The sequence below is a fragment of the Agrococcus sp. SCSIO52902 genome, assembly GCF_022983135.1.
GTDB lineage: Bacteria > Actinomycetota > Actinomycetes > Actinomycetales > Microbacteriaceae > Agrococcus > Agrococcus sediminis.
On the sequence record NZ_CP095269.1, the window covers coordinates 839,139 to 858,046 of the forward strand.

Annotated in this window: 23 protein-coding genes; 7 read left to right on the forward strand and 16 right to left on the reverse strand. The window is 74.1% G+C overall.

Annotation, left to right across the window (positions count from 1 at the left end):
• Positions 1-58: 58 nt before the first annotated feature.
• Positions 59-574: a hypothetical protein gene (locus tag MU522_RS04185; RefSeq protein ID WP_246992703.1), complete on the reverse strand. Its 516-nt coding sequence runs from the start codon at positions 572-574 to the stop codon at positions 59-61.
• On the opposite strand from MU522_RS04185, the gene MU522_RS04190 reads away from it, so the two are divergent.
• The gene (locus MU522_RS04190) at positions 567-1,175 is read left to right on the forward strand and encodes a DUF998 domain-containing protein (protein WP_246992705.1); all 609 of its coding nucleotides are present in this window, start codon (positions 567-569) and stop codon (positions 1,173-1,175) included. The two genes, MU522_RS04185 and MU522_RS04190, sit on opposite strands and share 8 nt — an antisense overlap.
• Positions 1,172-1,387, forward strand: a complete 216-nt coding sequence (locus MU522_RS04195; protein ID WP_128189974.1) for a DUF5302 domain-containing protein — start codon at positions 1,172-1,174, stop codon at positions 1,385-1,387. Before MU522_RS04190 ends, MU522_RS04195 begins: the two co-directional genes overlap by 4 nt.
• A 23-nt stretch (positions 1,388-1,410) precedes the next feature.
• On the opposite strand, the gene MU522_RS04200 is transcribed toward MU522_RS04195, so the two are convergent.
• Complete coding sequence (locus MU522_RS04200; protein ID WP_246992707.1) at positions 1,411-2,145, reverse strand: MBL fold metallo-hydrolase; 735 nt, start codon at positions 2,143-2,145, stop codon at positions 1,411-1,413.
• A gap of 242 nt (positions 2,146-2,387) precedes the next feature.
• On the opposite strand from MU522_RS04200, the gene rmuC reads away from it, so the two are divergent.
• From rmuC to MU522_RS04215, 3 genes are all read left to right on the forward strand, one after another.
• On the forward strand, positions 2,388-3,896 hold the full coding sequence (rmuC, locus tag MU522_RS04205; protein ID WP_246992709.1) for a DNA recombination protein RmuC: 1,509 nt from the start codon (positions 2,388-2,390) through the stop codon (positions 3,894-3,896).
• Positions 3,897-3,900: 4 nt separating this feature from the next.
• Positions 3,901-4,545 (forward strand): NUDIX hydrolase, encoded by a 645-nt coding sequence (locus MU522_RS04210; protein ID WP_146354743.1) that lies wholly within the window; start codon positions 3,901-3,903, stop codon positions 4,543-4,545.
• Between the two features lie 65 nt (positions 4,546-4,610).
• Complete coding sequence (locus MU522_RS04215; RefSeq protein WP_246992711.1) at positions 4,611-5,189, forward strand: MarR family transcriptional regulator; 579 nt, start codon at positions 4,611-4,613, stop codon at positions 5,187-5,189.
• On the opposite strand, the gene MU522_RS04220 is transcribed toward MU522_RS04215, so the two are convergent.
• The 9 genes from MU522_RS04220 to idi are packed head-to-tail and all read right to left on the reverse strand — an operon-like array spanning position 5,186 to position 12,685.
• On the reverse strand, positions 5,186-5,605 hold the full coding sequence (locus MU522_RS04220; protein ID WP_246992714.1) for a pyrimidine dimer DNA glycosylase/endonuclease V: 420 nt from the start codon (positions 5,603-5,605) through the stop codon (positions 5,186-5,188). The two genes, MU522_RS04215 and MU522_RS04220, sit on opposite strands and share 4 nt — an antisense overlap.
• Positions 5,602-7,083: an SDR family oxidoreductase gene (locus MU522_RS04225; RefSeq protein WP_246992716.1), complete on the reverse strand. Its 1,482-nt coding sequence runs from the start codon at positions 7,081-7,083 to the stop codon at positions 5,602-5,604. The genes MU522_RS04220 and MU522_RS04225 overlap by 4 nt, the downstream gene beginning before the upstream one ends.
• Positions 7,080-7,970, reverse strand: a complete 891-nt coding sequence (locus MU522_RS04230) for a prenyltransferase (RefSeq protein ID WP_246992718.1) — start codon at positions 7,968-7,970, stop codon at positions 7,080-7,082. Before MU522_RS04230 ends, MU522_RS04225 begins: the two co-directional genes overlap by 4 nt.
• Complete coding sequence (locus MU522_RS04235; protein ID WP_246992720.1) at positions 7,963-8,298, reverse strand: lycopene cyclase domain-containing protein; 336 nt, start codon at positions 8,296-8,298, stop codon at positions 7,963-7,965. The genes MU522_RS04230 and MU522_RS04235 overlap by 8 nt, the downstream gene beginning before the upstream one ends.
• Positions 8,295-8,624, reverse strand: coding sequence for a lycopene cyclase domain-containing protein (locus MU522_RS04240; RefSeq protein ID WP_246992722.1), 330 nt, complete (start codon positions 8,622-8,624; stop codon positions 8,295-8,297). The genes MU522_RS04235 and MU522_RS04240 overlap by 4 nt, the downstream gene beginning before the upstream one ends.
• The gene (crtI, locus tag MU522_RS04245; protein WP_246992724.1) at positions 8,621-10,213 is read right to left on the reverse strand and encodes a phytoene desaturase family protein; all 1,593 of its coding nucleotides are present in this window, start codon (positions 10,211-10,213) and stop codon (positions 8,621-8,623) included. The genes MU522_RS04240 and crtI overlap by 4 nt, the downstream gene beginning before the upstream one ends.
• Positions 10,210-11,124 carry a squalene/phytoene synthase family protein gene (locus MU522_RS04250; RefSeq protein ID WP_192575802.1) on the reverse strand — a complete coding sequence of 305 codons (915 nt, stop codon included), beginning with the start codon at positions 11,122-11,124 and terminating at the stop codon, positions 10,210-10,212. Before MU522_RS04250 ends, crtI begins: the two co-directional genes overlap by 4 nt.
• Positions 11,121-12,140 carry a polyprenyl synthetase family protein gene (locus MU522_RS04255; RefSeq protein WP_246992726.1) on the reverse strand — a complete coding sequence of 340 codons (1,020 nt, stop codon included), beginning with the start codon at positions 12,138-12,140 and terminating at the stop codon, positions 11,121-11,123. The genes MU522_RS04250 and MU522_RS04255 overlap by 4 nt, the downstream gene beginning before the upstream one ends.
• Positions 12,137-12,685 carry an isopentenyl-diphosphate Delta-isomerase gene (idi, locus tag MU522_RS04260; protein ID WP_246992728.1) on the reverse strand — a complete coding sequence of 183 codons (549 nt, stop codon included), beginning with the start codon at positions 12,683-12,685 and terminating at the stop codon, positions 12,137-12,139. Before idi ends, MU522_RS04255 begins: the two co-directional genes overlap by 4 nt.
• Positions 12,686-12,746: 61 nt before the next feature.
• Between idi and MU522_RS04265 the strand changes: the two genes are divergently transcribed.
• Positions 12,747-13,424 (forward strand): MarR family transcriptional regulator, encoded by a 678-nt coding sequence (locus tag MU522_RS04265; RefSeq protein ID WP_246992730.1) that lies wholly within the window; start codon positions 12,747-12,749, stop codon positions 13,422-13,424.
• Positions 13,425-13,430: 6 nt separating this feature from the next.
• On the opposite strand, the gene MU522_RS04270 is transcribed toward MU522_RS04265, so the two are convergent.
• Complete coding sequence (locus MU522_RS04270; RefSeq protein WP_246992732.1) at positions 13,431-14,837, reverse strand: DEAD/DEAH box helicase; 1,407 nt, start codon at positions 14,835-14,837, stop codon at positions 13,431-13,433.
• Between the two features lie 175 nt (positions 14,838-15,012).
• Here MU522_RS04270 and MU522_RS04275 point away from each other — a divergent pair, with 175 nt between their 5' ends.
• Positions 15,013-15,819, forward strand: coding sequence for a class II glutamine amidotransferase (locus MU522_RS04275; protein ID WP_192575800.1), 807 nt, complete (start codon positions 15,013-15,015; stop codon positions 15,817-15,819).
• Between the two features lie 4 nt (positions 15,820-15,823).
• On the opposite strand, the gene MU522_RS04280 is transcribed toward MU522_RS04275, so the two are convergent.
• The 4 genes from MU522_RS04280 to MU522_RS04295 all read right to left on the reverse strand — a co-directional run bounded on the left by MU522_RS04280 (position 15,824) and on the right by MU522_RS04295 (position 18,811).
• Positions 15,824-16,042: a DUF3618 domain-containing protein gene (locus MU522_RS04280; RefSeq protein ID WP_128189879.1), complete on the reverse strand. Its 219-nt coding sequence runs from the start codon at positions 16,040-16,042 to the stop codon at positions 15,824-15,826.
• Positions 16,039-16,494, reverse strand: a complete 456-nt coding sequence (locus tag MU522_RS04285; protein ID WP_146354721.1) for a phage holin family protein — start codon at positions 16,492-16,494, stop codon at positions 16,039-16,041. The genes MU522_RS04280 and MU522_RS04285 overlap by 4 nt, the downstream gene beginning before the upstream one ends.
• The gene (locus tag MU522_RS04290) at positions 16,494-16,775 is read right to left on the reverse strand and encodes a hypothetical protein (RefSeq protein WP_128189881.1); all 282 of its coding nucleotides are present in this window, start codon (positions 16,773-16,775) and stop codon (positions 16,494-16,496) included. The genes MU522_RS04285 and MU522_RS04290 overlap by 1 nt, the downstream gene beginning before the upstream one ends.
• Before the next feature lie 95 nt (positions 16,776-16,870).
• Complete coding sequence (locus MU522_RS04295; protein ID WP_246992734.1) at positions 16,871-18,811, reverse strand: M13-type metalloendopeptidase; 1,941 nt, start codon at positions 18,809-18,811, stop codon at positions 16,871-16,873.
• Between the last annotated feature and the right edge of the window lie 97 nt (positions 18,812-18,908).

Below are 18,908 nucleotides of genomic sequence, written 5' to 3' on the forward strand. Positions count from 1 at the left end.
GTCAATCGGTTGTTGTTGCTCGCTCGAGCCGCGCGCCCGGGCCCATCGGGGCCGGTCGTCAGCGCGGCATGGTTCGATCGGATGCGTGAAGGCAGCCCCGCAGTCCGAGGCGCGTCGGGAGTCCCGCGCGATCGCCGCCGCCTGGGCCTGCTTCGGGATCGGCACGGCCTTCGGCCTGCTGGCGCTCGCGGGCGAGCCGCGCCCGATCGCCGACGAGGGCGGCATCGCGCAGCCCGCCGCCGGCATCGCCGCGATCGTGACCGCCGCGGCCTTCGTGCTCAGCACGCTCCTGCACCGCCGGCGCGAGACCGCGCCGATGCCCGGCTGGCAGACGACCGTCTCGCACCTGTCGACCGCCGCGATCACGCTCGCCTTCGGCGCGGTCGCCTACGTCGCGGTGCTCACCGGCGGCGAGATTCTCGCGCTCGGCCTGCAGGGGCTCGAGGCCCCCGCGATCGGCGGCGCGCTGCTCACGGGCATCGCCGCGTCGACGGGGCGTCGAGCTGACGACCCGCGACCTCGCGACGCTGCTGTTCGCGTACCTGACGATCGGCACGCTCTTCGGGATGATCACGGCCGCCGATCCCGCCTGGTGGCAGCGACACTTCTCCGACCTCGGCACGGGCGACGGCGCGGGCTCGTGGGCCTTCAACGGCACCGTCGTGATCGCGGGCCTGCTCGTCGGCTCGGTCGGCGCCTTCGTCGGCCGCGACCTGCACCGCTGGCTCGGCGACGCGGCGCTGCCCCGCATCGCCTGGGTCGTGGGGCTCTTCGCGCTCACCGGCGCCGCGCTCGCCGGCGTGGGCCTCTTCCCGCTGCACCTCGCGCCGCTGCCGCACAACATCGCCGCCTTCGGCGCGCTCGGGCTGTTCGCCCTCACCGCGGCCGTCGTCACCGTCGTGATGCCGGGGCCGCCGCGCGCGATGCTGCTCACGACCGTCGGCGCCGGTGTCGCGCTGCTCGTCGCCCTCCTGCTGTGGCGGCCCGGCGACGTCTACAGCGCCGCCGGGCTCGAGGCGATCGCCGTGGGCGTCGGCTTCGTCTGGATGACCACGCTCGTGCGCACCCTCGCCGCCTTCGTGCCCGACGCATCCCGCCCGTCCGAGCGCGCGCACCTGCTGGCCGGGCGGCTCGACTCGACATCGCTGCCCGCACGCGGCAAGGTGGGGTCATGAGCGAACACGATCCCGCAGAGGTGGAGACGCCGCAGGACACCCCCGAGGGCACGGAGACGCCCGAGGAGGCGCAGCGGCGCAAGTTCCGCGAGGCGCTCGACAAGAAGAAGCTCGGCCACCACGGCCAGGGCATGAGCGCGAGCTCGGGCGTGCAGTCGGCCCACACGGGCCCCGCCGTGCAGAAGCGCGTCCACCGCCGCAAGAGCGGCTGACGCGGGCCGAGCAGCAGGCCGGTTCAGGCCTCGGTCTGCTCCAGGTAGGAGAGCTGGGCGGCGGCGGATGCCTCGGCGGCCTGGCGCACGGAGGCGTCGGCGTCGCCGTACACGAGGTCGGTGACCTCGCCGACCGACGCGTCGGCCGCGGTCGTGCCGAGCTGCCGCAGCGCCGCCCGCACCTGATCGAGCCGCTCGAGCCGGTGCGCGCGGTACTCCCGCGCCACCGCCGCCACCGACGGCAGCGGCTCGCCGTGGCCCGGCAGCACCTGCAGGTCGCCGAGCGCCTCGAGCCGGTCGAGGCTGGCGAGGTAGGGCGCGATCGCGCCGTCGGGATGCATGATGACGGTCGAGCCGCGGCCCAGGATCGTGTCGCCGGTGAGCACCGCGCGGCCCGGGACGACGATCGAGACCGAGTCGTGCGTGTGGCCGGGGGTGGCGAGGATCTGCAGCTCGACGTCGCCGACCGGGATCCACTCGCCGTCGGCGAGCGGCTCGCCGCCGTAGCACTCGTCGGGGTCGAGGCCGCGCAGCACGGCGCCGGTCGAGCGGGCGAGCTCGGTCGCCGCCTCGGTGTGGTCGGTGTGCTTGTGCGTGACGAGGATCAGCCGCGGCTGCACCGCCACGAGCCGCTCGACGTGGTCGACGTCGGCGGGGCCGGGGTCGACCACGATCTCGCCGCCGATGACGTAGGTGTTGGTGCCCTCGAGGGTCATCGGTCCGGGGTTGGGGGCCAGGATGCGCTCGATCTCCACCATGCCCCGACCCTACGCGGCGCGGGCTGGGCGCGGACAGCCCTCCGGGCCCGCAGCGGCGCCCGCCCGCGCACAACGCAAGCCCGAGCCGGCGGTTCGGCGGAGGATCGGAGCGGTCGAGCCGATCCGCCGCGGGACATCGCGGATGGGCTTGCGTTGTGCATCGGGGGCGGGCGCGACGGCCTGTCGGCGGCGGATCGCGCGTCGCTCGCCCGGGCGTGGGTGGCCCGTGGTGCGATACCTCCATGGATCCGCTGACCGTCATCGTCGTCGCCGCGGCCGTGCTGCTCGCCGGTGCGCTGGGTGCCGTGCTCGGCGCGCGCCTCGGCCGCGCGCGCGCCGCCGCCGAGCAGAGCGGCGCTGCGGGCGAGCTGCAGGCGGTGCGCGGCCGGCTCGAGGTCGTCGAGGGCGAGCGCGCCCGCGAGCGCGACCTCGCCGAGCGGCGCCACGCGGCGCAGCTCGACGACCTGCGCGCCGAGGCGCAGCGGCAGCTCGACGAGGCGCGCGCCGAGGCGCACCGCCGGCTCGTCGAGGAGCGCGAGCGCGGCCGGGAGGCCATCGCCGAGCTGCAGCAGGATGCGCAGCGTCGCGCCGACGAGTTCGCGGCGCTCAGCCGCGCGGCCCTCGAGCGCAACTCGGCCGTCTTCCTCGAGCAGGCCGAGGAGCGGCTGCGCAGGTCGCAGACCGAGGGCGCCGCCGAGCTCGCCAAGCGCGAGGCCGCGGTGCAGCAGCTCGTCGAGCCGCTGTCGAAGACCCTCGACTCGGTGCGCACCGAGGTGACGGCCGCCGAGAAGGCGCGCGCCGAGGCGGGCGCCGCGCTCGCCGAGCAGCTGCACGCGATGCGCACCTCCTCCGAGCAGCTCACGCTCGAGACGCGCCAGCTCGTCACGGCCCTGCGCGCGCCGCAGGTGCGCGGCCGGTGGGGCGAGCTGCAGCTGCGCCGGGTCGTCGAGGCGGCGGGGATGCTCGAGCACGTCGACTTCACCGAGCAGGCGCACCACGCGACCGACGACGGCGCGCTGCGCCCCGACATGCTCGTGCACCTCGCGGGCGAGAAGCAGGTGATCGTCGACGCGAAGGTCGCCTTCAACGGGTACCTCGAGGCGATGGAGGCCCGCGACGACGCGACGCGCGACAAGCGGCTCGACGCCCACGCGCGCCACCTCCGCGACCACATCGATCAGCTCGGCTCGAAGGCCTACTGGGAGGCGGTGCCGGGCACGCCCGAGTTCGTCGTCATGTTCATCCCGGCCGAGCCGTTCCTGAACGCGGCGCTCGAGCGCGACCCGACCCTGTTCGAGCGCGCCTTCGAGCGCAACGTCGTGCTCGCGACGCCCGCGACGCTCGTCGCGCTGCTGCGCACCGTCGGCTACACCTGGCGGCAGGAGCAGCTCGCGGGCGAGGCGATGCGGGTGCTCGAGGTGGGCCGCGAGCTGCACAAGCGGCTCGGCACGATGGGCACGCACCTCGCCACGCTCGGCAAGCGCCTCAACAGCACCGTCGAGGCGTACAACGCCTTCAACTCCTCGCTCGACCGCAATGTCGTGACCCAGGCGCGCCGCTTCTCGGCGCTGCAGGGGCTCGAGCCGGCGATCGAGCACGCGCCGCCGCTCGAGGTGCTCGCCGTGCCGGCCCAGAAGCCCGACCTGCACGCGGCGGATCCAGCCGGGCCCGGCGGCAGCCGCGCCGACGACGCGATCCGCGAGATGACGCGCGGATCAGCGGCGGATGAGGGTCCCTCAGCGGTAGCGTGAGCATGTGACCGAGATCCCCGTGGCCGCCACCCTCGTGCTCGCGCGCGACGGCGCCGGCGCCATCGAGGTGCTCCTGCTGCAGCGGCCCGATCGCGGGGCGTTCGCCGGCGGCTGGGTGTTCCCCGGCGGCAGGGTCGAGCCGCACGACGAGGCCGACGACGAGGAGCGCACCGCCCGCAACGCCGCGGTGCGCGAGACGGCCGAGGAGACCGGCCTGATCGTCGACCCCGACGCCCTGCTGCCGCTGTCGCACTGGTCGCCGCCGCAGCAGCTCGCCACGAAGTTCCACACCTGGTTCTTCTTCGCGCACGGGCACGAGGGCGACGTCGTGCTGCAGCAGGCCGAGGCGGTCGCCTCCGAGTGGCTGCGCCCGGCGGATGCGCTCAAGCGGCACGGGGCGGGGAGCCTCAAGCTGTTCCCGCCCACGTGGGTGACGCTCGACACCCTCATGGCGTTCTCCACCGTCGATGCCGCCGTCCGCTCGCTCGGCGCGCGCGAGATGCAGCGCTACGAGACGAAGCAGGACCACGAGCGCGGGCTCGCGCTGTGGCACGGCGACGAGGCGTACGACGGCGGCGAGGAGACCGAGGAGGGTCCGCGCCACCGCCTCCACGTCGGCTCGCTCCCCTGGCGGTTCGAGCACCGCTGACGCGCGCTGCGGCGCGGCGGATGCTGAGCCAAGGCAACTATGAGCCGCGCGGGTAGCATTGCCGCATGGGACAGCGGGCCGCGGACGCCGACGCACGGGCGCTCATCGACCCGAGGCGACTCGACGCATCCGCCCGCCTCGTCGGCGAGCGCGGCCTGAGCGACCGCGAGGTCGAGGAGATCGTCGACCTCTTCCAGGCGCTGCGGCGGTGGCACCGCACCTCGGAGGCCCATAGCGAGGCGAGCCGCCGCTACATGAAGCTCGGCGAGAACGACATGCGCGCGATCCGCTTCATGATGGCCGTCGCGCGCGAGGGCCGGCCGGTCACGTCGACGATGATCGCGCAGCACCTGGGCATCTCGGGGCCGTCGGTGACGAAGATGCTCGACCGGCTCGAGCGCGCCGGGCACGTGCGGCGCGAGCCGCACCCGACCGACCGCCGCGCGCTGTCGGTGCGCGTCACCGACGCGACGCGCGCGACGGCGACCGCGACGGTCGGGCGCGACCACACGCGCCGCTTCGAGATCGCCGCGACGATGTCGAGCGACGAGCGCCGTGCCGCGACGAGGTTCCTCAGCGCGCTCGCCGACCTGCCCGTGATGGAGCACCCGCCGCTCGAGGCCGACGCCGGGCTCGAGCCCTAGGGCCGCTCCCACTCGGCGACGGGGCCGCGCTCGACCTCGAAGAGCGGATGCGGCACCGGGTGCCGCGCGAGCCGCAGGCGCTCGGGGCTGCGGGCGGCGATCTTCGCCCGCAGGTGCCGCCACTCGAACGCGAGCTGGCCGTCGGAGACGGTCATGCGCTGCGCGGGGCCGGGGGCGTCGATGCGGGAGCGGTCGAAGCGGTAGCCGCGCACCTCGGCGACCGCGGCGATGCCCGAGAGGTACGCGCCGACGCTCGCGACGGGGTCGGCCTGCTCCTGGAAGCGCTGCAGCTGCGGGTGGCGCGTGTAGCCGCTCGTGCGGCCGGCGAGCACCGCCTGCGCGAGCAGCGCCTCGCGCCAGCACGCGATGAGGCCCTGCCGGTCGAGGAGCCCGGGATGGAGCGACCAGAGCCTCACCGGGCCTCCGCCTCCGCCGCCGCGACGATGCGGTTGGCCATCACCTCGAAGATCACGTGGTGGGCGGGCACGAGCGACCACCAGTAGAGCCGGCCGCCCAGCCCGCTCGGCAGGAAGATGGCGCGCTGCCGGTAGCGCGCGCCGCTCCCGCCCGACTCGAGCTGCGCGGGCTCGACGGTGAACTCGATCCAGGCGCGCCCCGGCACGCGCATCTCGGCCCGCAGCCGCAGCAGCCGGCCGTGGTCGATGCGCTCGACGCGCCAGAAGTCGACGACGTCGCCGGCGCGCAGGCGCACCGGGTCGCGGCGGCCGCGACGCAGCCCGACGCCGCCGACGAGCCGGTCGGCGAGCCCGCGGATGCTCCACAGCAGCGGCACCGAGTACCAGCCGCGGTCGCCGCCGATCGACTCGACCACGCGCCACACCGCCTCGGGCGAGGCGCTCGTGACCCGCTCGCGCGCGTCCTCCATCACCGTCGACCCCGACCACTTCGGGTCGCTCGGCAGCGGGTCGGAGGGGGCGCCCGCCGACGACGCCGAGCGCCAGCTCGACTCGATGTCGCCCGAGCGCTCGCGGGCGAGCGCGAGTCGCACCGCGCCGCGGTAGCCGGTGAGGCCGCCCTCGGGCGGCGGGATGACGCGATCGATGCGGTGCTCCTCGACGACGCAGTCGTGCAGGAGCGAGCCGATGAGCGGCATCGCGATCGCGCGCGGCACCGGCGTCACGAGGTTGACCCACTGCGAGGCGAGCCACGGCGTCAGCACGGGCAGCGGCGCGATCGGCCGCTGCGGCAGGCCCGCCTCGACCGCGTAGCCGTTCATCACCTGGCCGTAGCGCAGCACGTCGGGCCCGCCGATGTCGAACGCGCCGTGCACGTCGCCGGGCACCTCGGCCGCGGCGACGAGGTAGTGCAGCACGTCGCGGATCGCGATCGGCTGCACGAAGTTGCGCACCCAGCGGGGCGCCGGCATGTAGGGCAGCACCTCGGTGAGGTGCCGGATCATCTCGAACGAGGCGGAGCCGGAGCCGATCACGATGCCCGCCTCGAGCACGATCGTCGGCACGCCGGAGGCCAGCAGCGTCTCGCCGACGGCGACGCGGGAGGCGAGGTGCTTCGAGAGCCGCTGCCCTTGCGGGTGCAGGCCGGCGAGGTAGACGATGCGCTGCACGCCCGCCGCCTTCGCCGCGGCGGCGACGTGCTGCGCCTGCACGAGCTCGGCCTGCGCCCAGTCGCCGCCGGCGCTCATGGCGTGCACGAGGTGGAAGACCACGTCGACGCCCTCGACCGCCCGCCGCACGTCGGCGAGCACCTCGAGGTCGCCCTGCACGATCTCGACGTCGCCCGCCCACGCGGCGTCCCGCAGCCGCCCGGGGTCGCGCGCGAGCGCCCGCACCCGGTGCCCGGCCTCGACGAGGCGCGGGGCGAGCCGGCCGCCGACGTAGCCGGTGGCGCCCGTGACGAGGATGCGGCGGCTCATCGCACGCCCATCGCCCACGCGATGCACACCATCGTCACGAGGAAGCCGCACGCGTAGTTGACCCAGAGGAAGCGGCGCCAGCCGCGGTTGGCGGCGGCGCTGCCCTCGTCGGTGATGCTCCAGAAGGGCGCGGCGAGCGCGATGTACGGCACGGCGACGAGGGCGGCGGCCGAGGCGGGCCAGGGCGCGAGCAGCATGAGCGCGCCGGCGGCGGCCCACAGGCCGATCGCGAGGCGCACGGTCGCGCGCGCGCCGAGCACCGTCGCGATCGACGCGATGCCGCCCTCGCGGTCGGGCACGACGTCCTGCACGGCCCCGAAGGCGTGGCTCGCCATGCCCCAGCAGAAGAACGCCACGAGGATCGCCCACAGCTGCGGGGTCCAGTCGGCGCCCGCGAGCACGAGGCCGTAGACGGCGGGGCTCACGAAGTGGGTGCTCGAGGTGATCGAGTCGAGCACCGGCACCTCCTTGAAGCGCAGCCCGCGCGCCGAGTAGGCGACGACCGCGAACAGGCTCACGGCGAGCACGGCCCACGAGGCCGGGCCGCCGAGCGCGACGAGCGCGACGACGAACGGCACGAGCAGCCCCACCGACCACAGCAGGGTCGCGCGGTGCGTCGACGGCGGCAGGAGCGCGCCCTCGACGCCGCCCTTGCGCGGGTTCTGGGCGTCGGATGCGTAGTCGAAGACGTCGTTGATGCCGTACATCGCGAGGTTGTAGGGCACGAGGAAGAAGAGCGTGCCGATGACGAGGCGCGCGTCGACCTGGCCGGTCGTGAGCAGCATCGCCGCGGCGAACGGGAACGCCGTGTTGATCCAGCTGACCGGGCGCGACGCGAGGAGCAGCCGGCGGGCGAGGCTCGGCTCGCCGATCACGACCTCACGCATCCGCCGCCTCCGCGCTCGGGCTCGTGGCGACGCCGCGGCCGCGCGCGGGCAGCAGCCGCCACAGCGCCGCCACGAGCAGCAGCGCGATGAGCGCGTAGCCGAGATCCTCGATCGGCGCGAGCCCCAGGCGCACCCCCAGCAGCAGCGCGTCGTCGAAGCGGAACAGGTCGGCGGCGATCATGAGCGAGTCGAACACGACGGTGAGCGCCATGACGACGACGGACGCGATCGCGAGCGCCGCCCAGCCGCGCCGGTCGCGGCGGAACGCGACGATCGCGGCGATCGCGGCGGCCACGAGCAGCGGCGTGAGGAGCATCGCGTAGCTCATGCCGCGGCCTCCGCACGGCGGTCGAGGATGCGCTCGGCGCCCGCGAGCGCGACGAGCGAGACGTAGGCGAGGAAGACGATGAAGCCGAGCTCCTCGATCGGCAGGTGCGGCAGCACCTCGAGGCCCGTCATCCACGGTGAGGCGCCGAGCCGGAAGTTGCCGGTGGCGATGCCCGCGAGGTCGATGATGAGCAGCACCGCGGCGGTCGCGCCGACGGCGCCGAGCGCGCGCAACGGGTCGCGGAAGAGGGCCAGCCGCCACCGGGCGTCGATGGCGCCGACGCCGAGGGTGGCCAGCAGCAGCCCCGCGAGGTAGGCGAGGCTCATGCCGGCTCCGCCTCCGCCGGGGTCTGCGCCGCGGCTCCGAGCGGCCGCAGCGGGCCGGTGGAGCGGTCGCCGCGCACGTGCTTGACGACGAGCTCGGCCGAGATGAGGCACATCGGGACGCCGATGCCGGGCACCGTGGTCGCGCCCGCGAGCAGCAGCCGGTCGACGCCCGGATGCTTGGTGGAGCCGCGGAAGAAGGCGCTCTGCCGCAGCGTGTGCGCCGGCCCGAGCGCGGTGCCCTGCCACGAGTCGAAGTCGCGCGAGAAGTCGGCCGGGCCGATGGTGCGGCGCGTGACGACGCGCTCGGCGAGCCGGTCGATGCCGGCCCAGTCGGCGATCTGGGCGATGGCGCGGTCGGCGATCGCCTCGACCGCGGCGTCGCCCGCGCCGTCGACGCCGCCCGCGCCGAGGCGCGTGTCGGCCGGCACCGGCACGAGCACGAAGAGCGCCTCGTGCCCGGCGGGCGCCACCGACGGGTCGGTCGCGGAGGTGCGGCTGACGTAGAGCGATGCCGGGTCGGTGACGCCGTCGGCGGGGTCGGCCGCGGGAGCGCCGAAGATCCGGCCGAAGCCGTCCTCCCAGTCGCGCGTGAACAGCAGCGAGTGGTGCGCGAGCTCGGGCAGCTCGCCCTCGACGCCGAGCATGACGAGCACCGCCGAGGGGCCCGCGACGCGCTTCGCCCAGCGGCGGCGGGCGCGCTCGGCGATGCCGGGCACGTGCGCGAGCAGCCGGGTGTCGGTCGCGTGGCCGTCGGCGGCGGAGACGACGAGGTCGGCCTCGATGCGCTCGCCGCCGGCGAGCTCGACGCCGTGGGCCGCGCCCCCGTCGACGAGGATGCGCTCGACGCGGGTGCCGGTGCGCACCTCGACCCCGGACTCGCGCGCGAGGCGCGCGAGCGCATCCACCACCGCCGTGAACCCGCCCTGCGGGTACCAGACGCCCTCGACGAGGTCGAAGTGGCTCATCAGGTGGTACATCGACGGCGCCGACCGGGGCTCGGTGCCGAGGAAGACGGCCGGGTAGCCGAGCGTCTGCTGCAGGCGGCGGTCGCGGAAGCCGCGCGCGATGCGCGACTCGAGCGACTCGATGAGCAGCCGCGTGAGCGTGGGCAGCCGGCGCGCGAGCCCGAGCCCCGCGAAGGCGCTGGGCGAGTCGAAGCGGTTGGAGAGCAGGCCCGCGGTGGCGAGCTCGGCCGTCTCGGTCGCCGAGGCGAGGTGGCGCCGCAGCGCCTGGCCGGCGCCGGGCTCGACCGCCTCGAAGCGCGCGATCGTCGTCTCGAGGTCGCCCGAGACCTCGAGCTGCTCGTCCTCGCCCTCGAAGAGCACCCGGTAGGCGGGGTCGAGGCGCACGAGGTCGAGCTCGGCCTCGAGGCTCGAGCCGAGCAGCCGGAACGCGTGCTCGTACGGCTCGCGCATGAGCATCCACGACGGCCCGGTGTCGAACAGGAAGCCCTTCGAGCGCCACGTGCCGGCGCGGCCGCCGAGGGCCGGCCCCTGCTCGACGAGCGTGACCGCGTGGCCGTCGCGCGCGAGCAGGCCCGCGCTCGCGATGCCGGCGATGCCGCCGCCGATGACGACGATGCGGCTCATCGGGCCAGCTCCGGGCGGGCGGCGCGCTCGCGCGCGGGCATGCTGCGCGAGAGCCCGGCGCCGACGGCGGCGCGCGCGATGATCGCAGCCTTCTCGGCGCGCGGCACGCTGATGCGGCGCGAGCGCAGCTCGGCGGCGGGGGTGGCGCGGATGCGCCGCGCGAGGGCGGCGAAGAGGTCGTGCGCCGCGAGCACGGCCGGGCGCGCCTCGCGGGGCAGGCTCGGGATCGTGGCTCGGGCGAGGCGCAGCTCGCCCTCGAGCCGGTCGAGCACGCGCGCGACGGCCTCGTCGGTCGGATGCGCCGGGTCGAGCCCGGGCAGGTAGGCGCGGCCGAGCGCGTCGGCGTCCGCCCCGAGGTCGCGCAGGAAGTTGACGACCTGGAAGGCGCTGCCGAGCGCGCGGGCTCCGCGCGCCACGCGGCGCGCCTCGGCGTCGGGCAGGCGACGGCCGCCGAGGAAGCAGCGCACGCACATGATGCCGACGACCTCGGCGGAGCCGTAGACGTAGCTGCGCAGCTCGCGCTCGTCGGCGAAGGCGACGGGGTCGAGGTCGCGGCGCATGGCGGCGAAGAACGGCTGCGTCTGGTCGGCGCTGATGCCGACTCGGCGCGCGGTCTCGGCGAAGGCGTGCACGACGAGGTCGGCGCTGAAGCCGGTCTGCATCGCCCGCTCGACCTCGCGCTCGAGCTCGTCGAGCACGTCGCGGCACGCGGCGGTGTCGAGGCCCGACTCGGCGCCCGGCCCGTCGACGATCTCGTCGGCGACCCGCACGAGCGCGTAGACGGTCTGGATGTCGCCGCGCATCTGCGGCGGCAGCAGCCGGCTCGCCATGCCGAACGACGTGGAGTACGCCTCGATCACGGTGGCGCTCGCCCGCCGCGCGGTGGCGGTGTAGAGGTCGAGCCCGGTCATCGGCGGCGCTCCGCGCAGCGCTCGAGGATGAGCTGCAGCTCGTCGCGCAGCCGCTGCTCGATGGGCGCCTCGGCGAGCATCGCGCGCACCTCGTCGGCGCCCTCGGCGATGCGGCGCTCGACCTCGCCGAGCGCGCCGCTGCCGCGCATGACGGAGCGGATGCGCGCGGCGGCGCCCTCGTCGGCGTCGGGGTCGCCGTAGTGGCGCGAGACCGACGCCCACTGGGGCTCGCGGCTCGCGAGCGCCGACAGCATCGTGGGCGTGCCGGCGCGGATGTCGCTCAGCACGCTCTTGCCGGTCGTCGCCTCGTCGCCGAAGACGCCCAGCACGTCGTCGCGCAGCTGGTAGACCACGCCCATCCGGAGCCCGATCTCGCCGAGCGCCTCGATCGCGGCCTCGTCGCGGCCGCCGAGCACCGCGCCCAGCTCGAGCGGCGCGCGGAACGAGTAGTCGGCGGTCTTGCCGCGCAGGATGCGGTCGATCGTCTCGTCGTCGGGGGTCGAGCCGGCCAGCAGCACGTCGTCGTGCTCGCCCTCGGCCGCGCGGATCATCGCCCGCTCGACGATGTCGACGAGCCGCACGCGCACGGCCGTGGGCACGTCGAGGCGGGCGAGCGCGGCGAGCGCGCGCACGAGGAGCGCGTCGCCGGCGACGATCGCCGTGGTGAGGCCGAGCCGCTGCGCAGCGGCGGGCGACAGGCCGGCCTCTGCCGCGGTGACGGCGGCGCGGCGGGAGACCGACGGCTGGCCGCGGCGCTCGTCGTCGTCGTCGATCACGTCGTCGTGGACGAGGAGGGCCGCGTGCAGCAGCTCGATCGCCGCCGCGGTCACGACGACGGCCTCGCGGTCGGCGCCCTCCCCCGCAGCCACGAGCACGAGGCGGGGGCGCAGCAGCTTGCCGCCGCCGACGGCGCCGGCGGCGGCGGCCTGCACGGGGTGCGGCCCGGTCGGCGCGGCGAGCCGCGCGAGCCGCTGCTCGACCTCGTCGAGCAGCGTGGGGGCGTCGATGGCGGTCACGAGGCACCCGCCAGCGCGGGCAGCTGCTCGGCCTGCAGCACGAGCCACGGGCTGAACGCCCACGGGGTGGCGCGGATGGCGGTCAGCAGCCGGTCGGGCTCGACCCACTGCCACTCGGCGACCTCGGTGGGGTCGGGCTGCAGCGGGCCGGCGATGCGGCCGACGAAGACGGGGCACAGCTCGTGCTCGACGATGCCGCTCGCGTCGACGGCCCGGTAGGAGAAGTCGGGCAGCACGAGCTCGAGCCCCTCGGCGGTCGTGCCGAGCTCGTGCTGCAGGCGGCGCTGCACGGCGGCCTCGAGCGGCTCCCCGGGTGCGGGGTGGCCGCAGCAGCTGTTCGTCCACACGCCCGGCCACGCGATCTTGCCGAGCGCCCGACGCGTCACGAGCATCCGCCCGTCGGCGTCGAGCAGGTGGCACGAGAAGGCGAGGTGGCGAGGCGTCGCGTCGGTGTGCACCTCGGACTTCGGCGCGGAGCCGATCGGCCTCCCGGCGTCGTCGAGGAGCACCACCAGCTCCTCAGGCTGCTGCGCGTGTGAGGTCATGGCTCGAGCGTAGCAAATAGTGAGCCTGTGCAACTATGAGTTTTTGCAATAGAATCCCCTCATGCTGCAACCGCCGATCGACGGCCCCGACGGGCGCGCGCTGCTCGATCCGCGACGCTACGACGCCTCCGCAGCGCTCGTCGGCGAGTTCGGGCTGACCGATGCCGACGTCGACGAGATCGTCGAGCTCTTCCACGCGCTGCGCCGCTGGCACAGCGCGTCGGAGGAGCACACCGAGGCCAGCAGGCGCCACATGAAGCTCGGCGAGAACGACATGCGCGCCATCCGCTACATCATGGCCGTCACGCGCGACGGCACCATCGTCACCTCGACGATGATCGCCGAGCACCTCGGCATCACGGGCCCGTCGGTGACGAAGATGCTCGACCGGCTCGAGCGCGCCGGCCACATCCGCCGCGAGCCGCACCCGACCGACCGGCGCGCGCTCTCGATCGTGGTCACCCCGGAGTCGAGCCGATCGGCGACCGCGTCGGTCGGGCGCGACCACGCCCGCCGCTTCGCGATCGCCGCCGAGATGTCGAGCGAGGAGCGCCAGGCCGCCACCCGCTTCCTGCGCGCGCTCGCCGACCTGCCCGTGCTCGAGCACGGCAGCGCGGCAGCGAGCGGCGATGCCGGCTCCGGCGGTGCCGGCGCAGGCGATGCCGGCGCGGGCGATGCCGGCTCGGGCGGCCGCGCCCGCCCGCGCTCCGAGTCGGCCGCCGCGAGCGACACCGACTGACGAGGGCTAGAAGGGCGTCGGCGCATCCGGCGCGAAGAGCACCTCGATGCGATCGCGCCGGTCCTCCTGCGCGGCCGTCTCGGCCGGCGGGGCACTCGCGCCGGGCGCGTCGCGCAGATCCGCGCCCGACGCGCGCGCCGCATCCCGCTCCCGCACCTCGTGGATGAAGCGGCGCACGCGCTGGTCGACGATGATGTCGCGCGGCTGCAGCGGCCGGGAGAGGTAGAGGCCGTCGAGCGAGGTCAGCCGCGAGAGCGCCACGTAGGTCTGGCCGGGCGCGAACGCCCGCTGCCCGAGGTCGACGACCGCCCGGTCGAAGGTCTTGCCCTGCGACTTGTGGATCGTCACCGCCCACGCGAGCCGCAGCGGGAACTGCGTGAACTCGGCCACGACATCCCGCTTGATCTCCTTCGTCGTCGGCGAGTAGGAGTAGCGGTACTGCTCCCACACGGCCGGCTCGACCTCGTGCTGCTCGCCGTCGACCTCGACCCAGACCGTGCCGCCGATGTCGACCACGCGGCCGAGCGAGCCGTTGACCCAGCGCTGCTCGGCGTCGTTGCGCAGGAACATCACCTGCGCGCCGAGCTTGAGCTCGAGCTCGGCGTCGGCCGGGTACTGCCGCCCGCCGAAGTCGCCGGTGATCTCGGCGGTCGCCGTCTTGGGCCGGCCCGGGAGCCGCGCGAGCTCGCGCGCGTTGATGCGGTTGACGGTGTCGTTGCGGGTCGCGAGCGTCAGCACGTCGTCGCCGGGCGGGGTGCGCGCGCCCGCGTCGTTCAGCAGCTGCGCGATCTCGGCCGTCACGGTGCCGTGGCGCACCGCGTTGAGCGCCTGCTTGAACTCCAGGTCGGTCTGGCGGTGGATGTGCACGAGCTCGACCACCTGCAGGTCGCACTCCTCGCGCCAGACCCGCGCGTCGAAGAACCACATCGACTCGTAGTGGTCGGCGAAGTAGGCGCGCTCCTCGGCGTCGCCCGGCACCGGCGCCAGCTGGTACGGGTCGCCGAACATCACCACCTGCACGCCGCCGAACGGCACGGAGCGCACGCCGCGCGCCTGGCGCAGCGAGCGGTCGATCGCGTCCATGAGGTCGGCGTTCACCATCGAGATCTCGTCGATCACGAGCACGTCGAGCTTGCCGAGCAGCCGCTTCAGCTCGGCGCTCTGCCGCAGCGGTGCGTCGGCGATCACCCCGAGCGGCAGCTTCAGCAGCGAGTGGATCGTCTGCCCGCCGACGTTGAGCGCAGCGACGCCCGTCGGCGCGCACACCACGACCTGCTTCGAGGAGTGCTCGATCAGGTGGCGCAGCAGCGTCGACTTGCCCGTGCCCGCGCGGCCCGTGATGAACAGGTGCCCGTCGCCCCGCTCGATGCGCTCATGGATCGCCAGCTGCTCCGGGGTCAGCTCGACGGTCATCCCACCATCCTCCCGCACCTGCGCGAGGCTAGCGGCGAGCCGCACCCGCGCGCCGCGCCCACCGCGACGGGTGTGGAACAGCGGCGCGAGACGCGCTGTTACCGACTGTGACGACGCATCCGCCATCTGCGGCCCTGATGCGAGAGGATGGACGGAACGGAAAGGGGATGCTCACATGTGCCGACTGCTCGCACACGCCTCCCCCACCCCTGTCACGACGCGCGAGGTCATCGGCGACGCGAGCTGCCACGAGTGGCAGCGGCTCGGGCGCCTGCACACCGACGGGTGGGGCACGGCCTGGCTCGACGGCGACGAGGTGCGCCGCTACCGCGACGCCGCGCGCGGCCTCGACAACCCCGACCTCACCGACGCGCTCGGCGACACCCCGTCCCGCGCGCGCCTGACGCACCTGCGCCTCGCGACCGAGGGCTTCGCGACGCGCGTGCAGAACACGCACCCGTTCCGCGTCGGCGACATCGTGCTCGCCCACAACGGCTCGGTCACGCCCTACGCGCAGCTGCGCGAGAAGGTGACGGATGCCGAGCTCGCCCGGGTGGGCGGCGAGACCGACACCGCGGTCGTCTTCGCCCTCATCCTGCGCCGGCACGAGGCGGGCGAGCCGCTCTTCGACGCGGTGACCGCGACCGTCTCCGAGCTGCGCGGGGAGTTCCCGACCTCGGCGCTCAACCTGCTGGTGCTCTCGCCCGACGAGCTCATCGCCGTGCACGCCAACGAGGGCGCGCCCATCCCCCACGAGCTGTTCGAGGAGTCGGGGCTCGGCGACGACCTGCCGGCCGGGCACGTCGACCACTACTACCAGCTGTCGTGGCGGCGCTCGGAGGACGGCTCGATCGCCGTGACCTCGAGCGGCCTCACGGGCGACGGCTGGAACCGCATGGCGCCCGAGACCGCGGTGCGCGTCGACCTCAGCACGCTGCAGGTCGACCGGCGCGAGCTGCTCGGCGCGACGCTCGCGGCGTAGGCCGCTACCTGCGGCCGAAGATCGCGAGCGCGATGCCGCCCACGACGAGCACGGCCACGCCGGCGGCGGCGGCCATCCACGGCGTCGGGTCGTCGTTGTAGGAGTCCTGCGCCTTGCCGATGAGTCGGTTGGCGACCTTCTTCGGGTTGAGGCGGCTCTCGAGCTCGTCGAGGTGGCGGCGCACCTCCTCGCGCTGGCGATCGATGTCGCGCTGCTCGGTCATCGCAGGTCTCCGTTCGCGGTCGGCAGGTCGTCGAGCGGGTCGGTGCCCTCGGCGGCGTGACCGACGCCCTTCACCATGTTGACGTCGTCCTTGATGCTGTCGACGGCCTCGAGGTTGTTGAAGTCCTTGTTCTTCTTGATGAGCGAGAGCCCGGCGAGCGCGAGGATCAGCACCACCACGAGCAGGAACGCCGAGACGATGAGCGCCGACAGCCACGGGTCGAGCGCCTCGTTGAGGCCCTCGAACGCGGCGATGAGCAGCCACCCGAAGAGGAAGATCGCGAAGAAGCCGGCGCCCGCGAGCAGCCCGGCGCCGACGCCGAGGCCCTTCGTCTTCGCGCCGATCTCGGCCTTCAGGTGCGCGATCTCGGCCTTCGCGAGGTCGACGATCAGCTTCGGCGTCTCGGCGACGAGCTCGCCGAGCGACTTGCGGCTCGGCCCTCCGAACGCCATCAGACGTCCTTCGGGATGTCGAGGTCACGCGAGTGGCGGCGCTTGCCGACCTTGCCGACCTTGTCCATCGCGTCGCTCGCGGACTCCTTCGCCGACTCGACGAGCTTGGGGCCCTTGGTCTCGACGAAGTGCTGCACCTCGTGCCGCTGCTTCGCGACCGACGGCGAGTTCCACACCTTGTCGGCCGCGCTGGCGATCTGCTCGTACCGCTGACGCCCGGCCTTCGCACCGAGCACGTAGCCCGCACCGAAGCCGATCACGAGAAGCATCCTGCCGCGCATGTTCACTCCTGCCCTTGGGTCGCCAGCGTCGCTGGCCTGGTCCGTGTCCAACGATACCCAGCGCGCGCCCGTGCGCGCTCCCAGGTTCCGCCCGGTCACCAGATGGTGACGCGGGCCTCCGGGTCGAGCCAGAGCGCGTCGCCGGGGCGCACGTCGAAGGCCTCGACGAAGGCGTCGAGGTTCTTCACGACCTGGTTGGTGCGGTGCTCGTTCGGCGAGTGCGGGTCGATCGAGACGAGCCGCACCGCTTCCTCGGGCCGGATCTTCAGCTGCCAGGCGTTCGACCACGAGAGGAAGAAGCGCTGCGCGCCCGTCAGCCCGTCGATGACCGGCGGCTCCTCGCCGCCGAGCGAGGCGATGTAGGCCTTCCAGGCGATGCCGAGCCCGCCGAGGTCGCCGATGTTCTCGCCGATCGTGAGCGCGCCGTTCACCTTGTGGCCCGGCGCCGCGGCCGGCTCGAGCGCGTCGTACTGCGCGATGAGCGAGCCGGTGCGCTCCTCGAACGCCGCCCGGTCGTCGTCGGTCCACCAGTCGACGAGGCGGCCGTCGCCGTCGTACTTCGAGCCCTGGTCGTCGAAGCCGTGCCCGATCTCGTGCCCGATGACCGCGCCGATCGCGCCGAAGTTGGCCGCCGCATCCCGACCCGCGTCGAAGAAGGGTGGCTGCAGGATGGCGGCCGGGAAGACGATCTCGTTGAAGCCGGGGTTGTAGTACGCGTTCACCGTCTGCGGGTTCATGAACCACTCGTCGCGGTCGATCGGCTTGCCGATCTTCGCCAGCTCGCGGTCGTGCTCGAAACGGGTCGCCGCCTGCACGTTCGTCACGAGGTCGTCGCCGATCTCGAGCGTCGAGTAGTCGCGCCACTGCACCGGGTAGCCGATCTTGGGCGTGAACTTCTCGAGCTTCTCGAGGGCGCGGGCGCGGGTCTGCTCGCTCATCCAGGGCAGCTGGGCCATCGACGCGCGGTAGGCGTCCACGAGGTGCGCGATGAGGTCGTCCATCGCCGCCTTGGCCTCCGCCGGGAAGTGGCGCTCGACGTAGATGCGGCCGACCGCATCGCCCAGCATGCTCTCGACGAGCGAGACGCCGCGCTTCCAGCGCTCGCGCTGCACCGTGGCGCCGGTGAGCGCGGTGCCGTAGAAGGCGAACTGGTCGCGCGAGACCTCGGTGGTGAGGTAGCTCGCGAACGAGCGCAGCACGCCCATGCGCAGCCACGACTTCCACTCCTCGAGGCGCTCCTCGACGAGCATCTCGGCGAGCCCCTCGAGGAAGCTCGGCTGCCGCACGACCGCCTCGTCGAAGGCGCCCTCGGGCGCGTGGATCGCACGCAGGTACGGCTGCAGCCGCGGGTGGTCGACGGCGGGCCGCTGGAGGTTGTAGGTCTTCTCGTCGTCGCGGGAGGCGACGCGGTCCCAGTGGTGCCCGGCGAGCTCGGTCTCGAGCGCGAACACGCACGCGGCCTCGGCGTCGGGGTGCTCGGCGCCGAGGTGGCCGAACATCGTCGTCAGGTGCGCGAGGTACGCCTCGCGGACCTCGGCGAACGCGTCGTCGCGGTAGTACGACTCGTCGGGCATGCCGAGGCCGCCCTGGTTCATCTGCACCAGGTAGCGGCTCGGGTCGCCCGGGTCGGTGTCGACCCAGATGCCGACGAAGCCCGGGCCGCCGATCGACTCGAGGTCGCCCAGCAGCGCGAGCATGCCGTCGATCGAGTCGACCGCGTCGATGCGGTCGATCAACGGGCGGATCGGCTCGAGCCCCTTGGCATCGGCTGCCTCCTCGTCGAGGAAGGATGCGTAGAGGTCGCCGACCTTGCGGGCGTCGGTGCCCGGCTCGGCCGCCTGCATCTCGATGACGATCTCCTTGACCGCCTCCTCCGCCTCCTCCGCGAGCACCGCGAAGGAGCCCCAGCGGGCCTTGTCGTCGGGGATCTCGGTGCGCTCGAGCCAGCGCTCGTGCACGTGCAGGAACAGGTCGTCCTGGGGGCGGATGCGGTCGCTGAACTCTTCGACAGGCAGGCCGGAGGGCAGGGTCGTCATGGTGTCAGCCTATGCCGGGGCGCACCGCTCGGATGCCCATGCCGGCGCGGGTTCGGCGCGCGTCGTGCCCCTCGTCGGCGGGAGTCGCGCGCCCGCG

Coding starts and splice junctions, on each gene's coding strand:
- MU522_RS04265 (WP_246992730.1), top strand. CDS start 12,747: ATGCTGCAACCGCCGATCGACGGCCCCGACGGGCGCGCGCTGCTCGAT.
- MU522_RS04250 (WP_192575802.1), bottom strand. CDS start 11,124: ATGACCGGGCTCGACCTCTACACCGCCACCGCGCGGCGGGCGAGCGCC.
- idi (WP_246992728.1), bottom strand. CDS start 12,685: ATGACCTCACACGCGCAGCAGCCTGAGGAGCTGGTGGTGCTCCTCGAC.
- crtI (WP_246992724.1), bottom strand. CDS start 10,213: ATGAGCCGCATCGTCGTCATCGGCGGCGGCATCGCCGGCATCGCGAGC.
- MU522_RS04290 (WP_128189881.1), bottom strand. CDS start 16,775: ATGCGCGGCAGGATGCTTCTCGTGATCGGCTTCGGTGCGGGCTACGTG.
- MU522_RS04240 (WP_246992722.1), bottom strand. CDS start 8,624: ATGAGCCTCGCCTACCTCGCGGGGCTGCTGCTGGCCACCCTCGGCGTC.
- MU522_RS04225 (WP_246992716.1), bottom strand. CDS start 7,083: ATGAGCCGCCGCATCCTCGTCACGGGCGCCACCGGCTACGTCGGCGGC.
- MU522_RS04200 (WP_246992707.1), bottom strand. CDS start 2,145: ATGGTGGAGATCGAGCGCATCCTGGCCCCCAACCCCGGACCGATGACC.
- MU522_RS04275 (WP_192575800.1), top strand. CDS start 15,013: ATGTGCCGACTGCTCGCACACGCCTCCCCCACCCCTGTCACGACGCGC.
- MU522_RS04190 (WP_246992705.1), top strand. CDS start 567: ATGATCACGGCCGCCGATCCCGCCTGGTGGCAGCGACACTTCTCCGAC.
- rmuC (WP_246992709.1), top strand. CDS start 2,388: ATGGATCCGCTGACCGTCATCGTCGTCGCCGCGGCCGTGCTGCTCGCC.
- MU522_RS04215 (WP_246992711.1), top strand. CDS start 4,611: ATGGGACAGCGGGCCGCGGACGCCGACGCACGGGCGCTCATCGACCCG.
- MU522_RS04235 (WP_246992720.1), bottom strand. CDS start 8,298: ATGAGCTACGCGATGCTCCTCACGCCGCTGCTCGTGGCCGCCGCGATC.
- MU522_RS04280 (WP_128189879.1), bottom strand. CDS start 16,042: ATGACCGAGCAGCGCGACATCGATCGCCAGCGCGAGGAGGTGCGCCGC.
- MU522_RS04195 (WP_128189974.1), top strand. CDS start 1,172: ATGAGCGAACACGATCCCGCAGAGGTGGAGACGCCGCAGGACACCCCC.
- MU522_RS04270 (WP_246992732.1), bottom strand. CDS start 14,837: ATGACCGTCGAGCTGACCCCGGAGCAGCTGGCGATCCATGAGCGCATC.
- MU522_RS04230 (WP_246992718.1), bottom strand. CDS start 7,970: ATGCGTGAGGTCGTGATCGGCGAGCCGAGCCTCGCCCGCCGGCTGCTC.
- MU522_RS04295 (WP_246992734.1), bottom strand. CDS start 18,811: ATGACGACCCTGCCCTCCGGCCTGCCTGTCGAAGAGTTCAGCGACCGC.
- MU522_RS04285 (WP_146354721.1), bottom strand. CDS start 16,494: ATGGCGTTCGGAGGGCCGAGCCGCAAGTCGCTCGGCGAGCTCGTCGCC.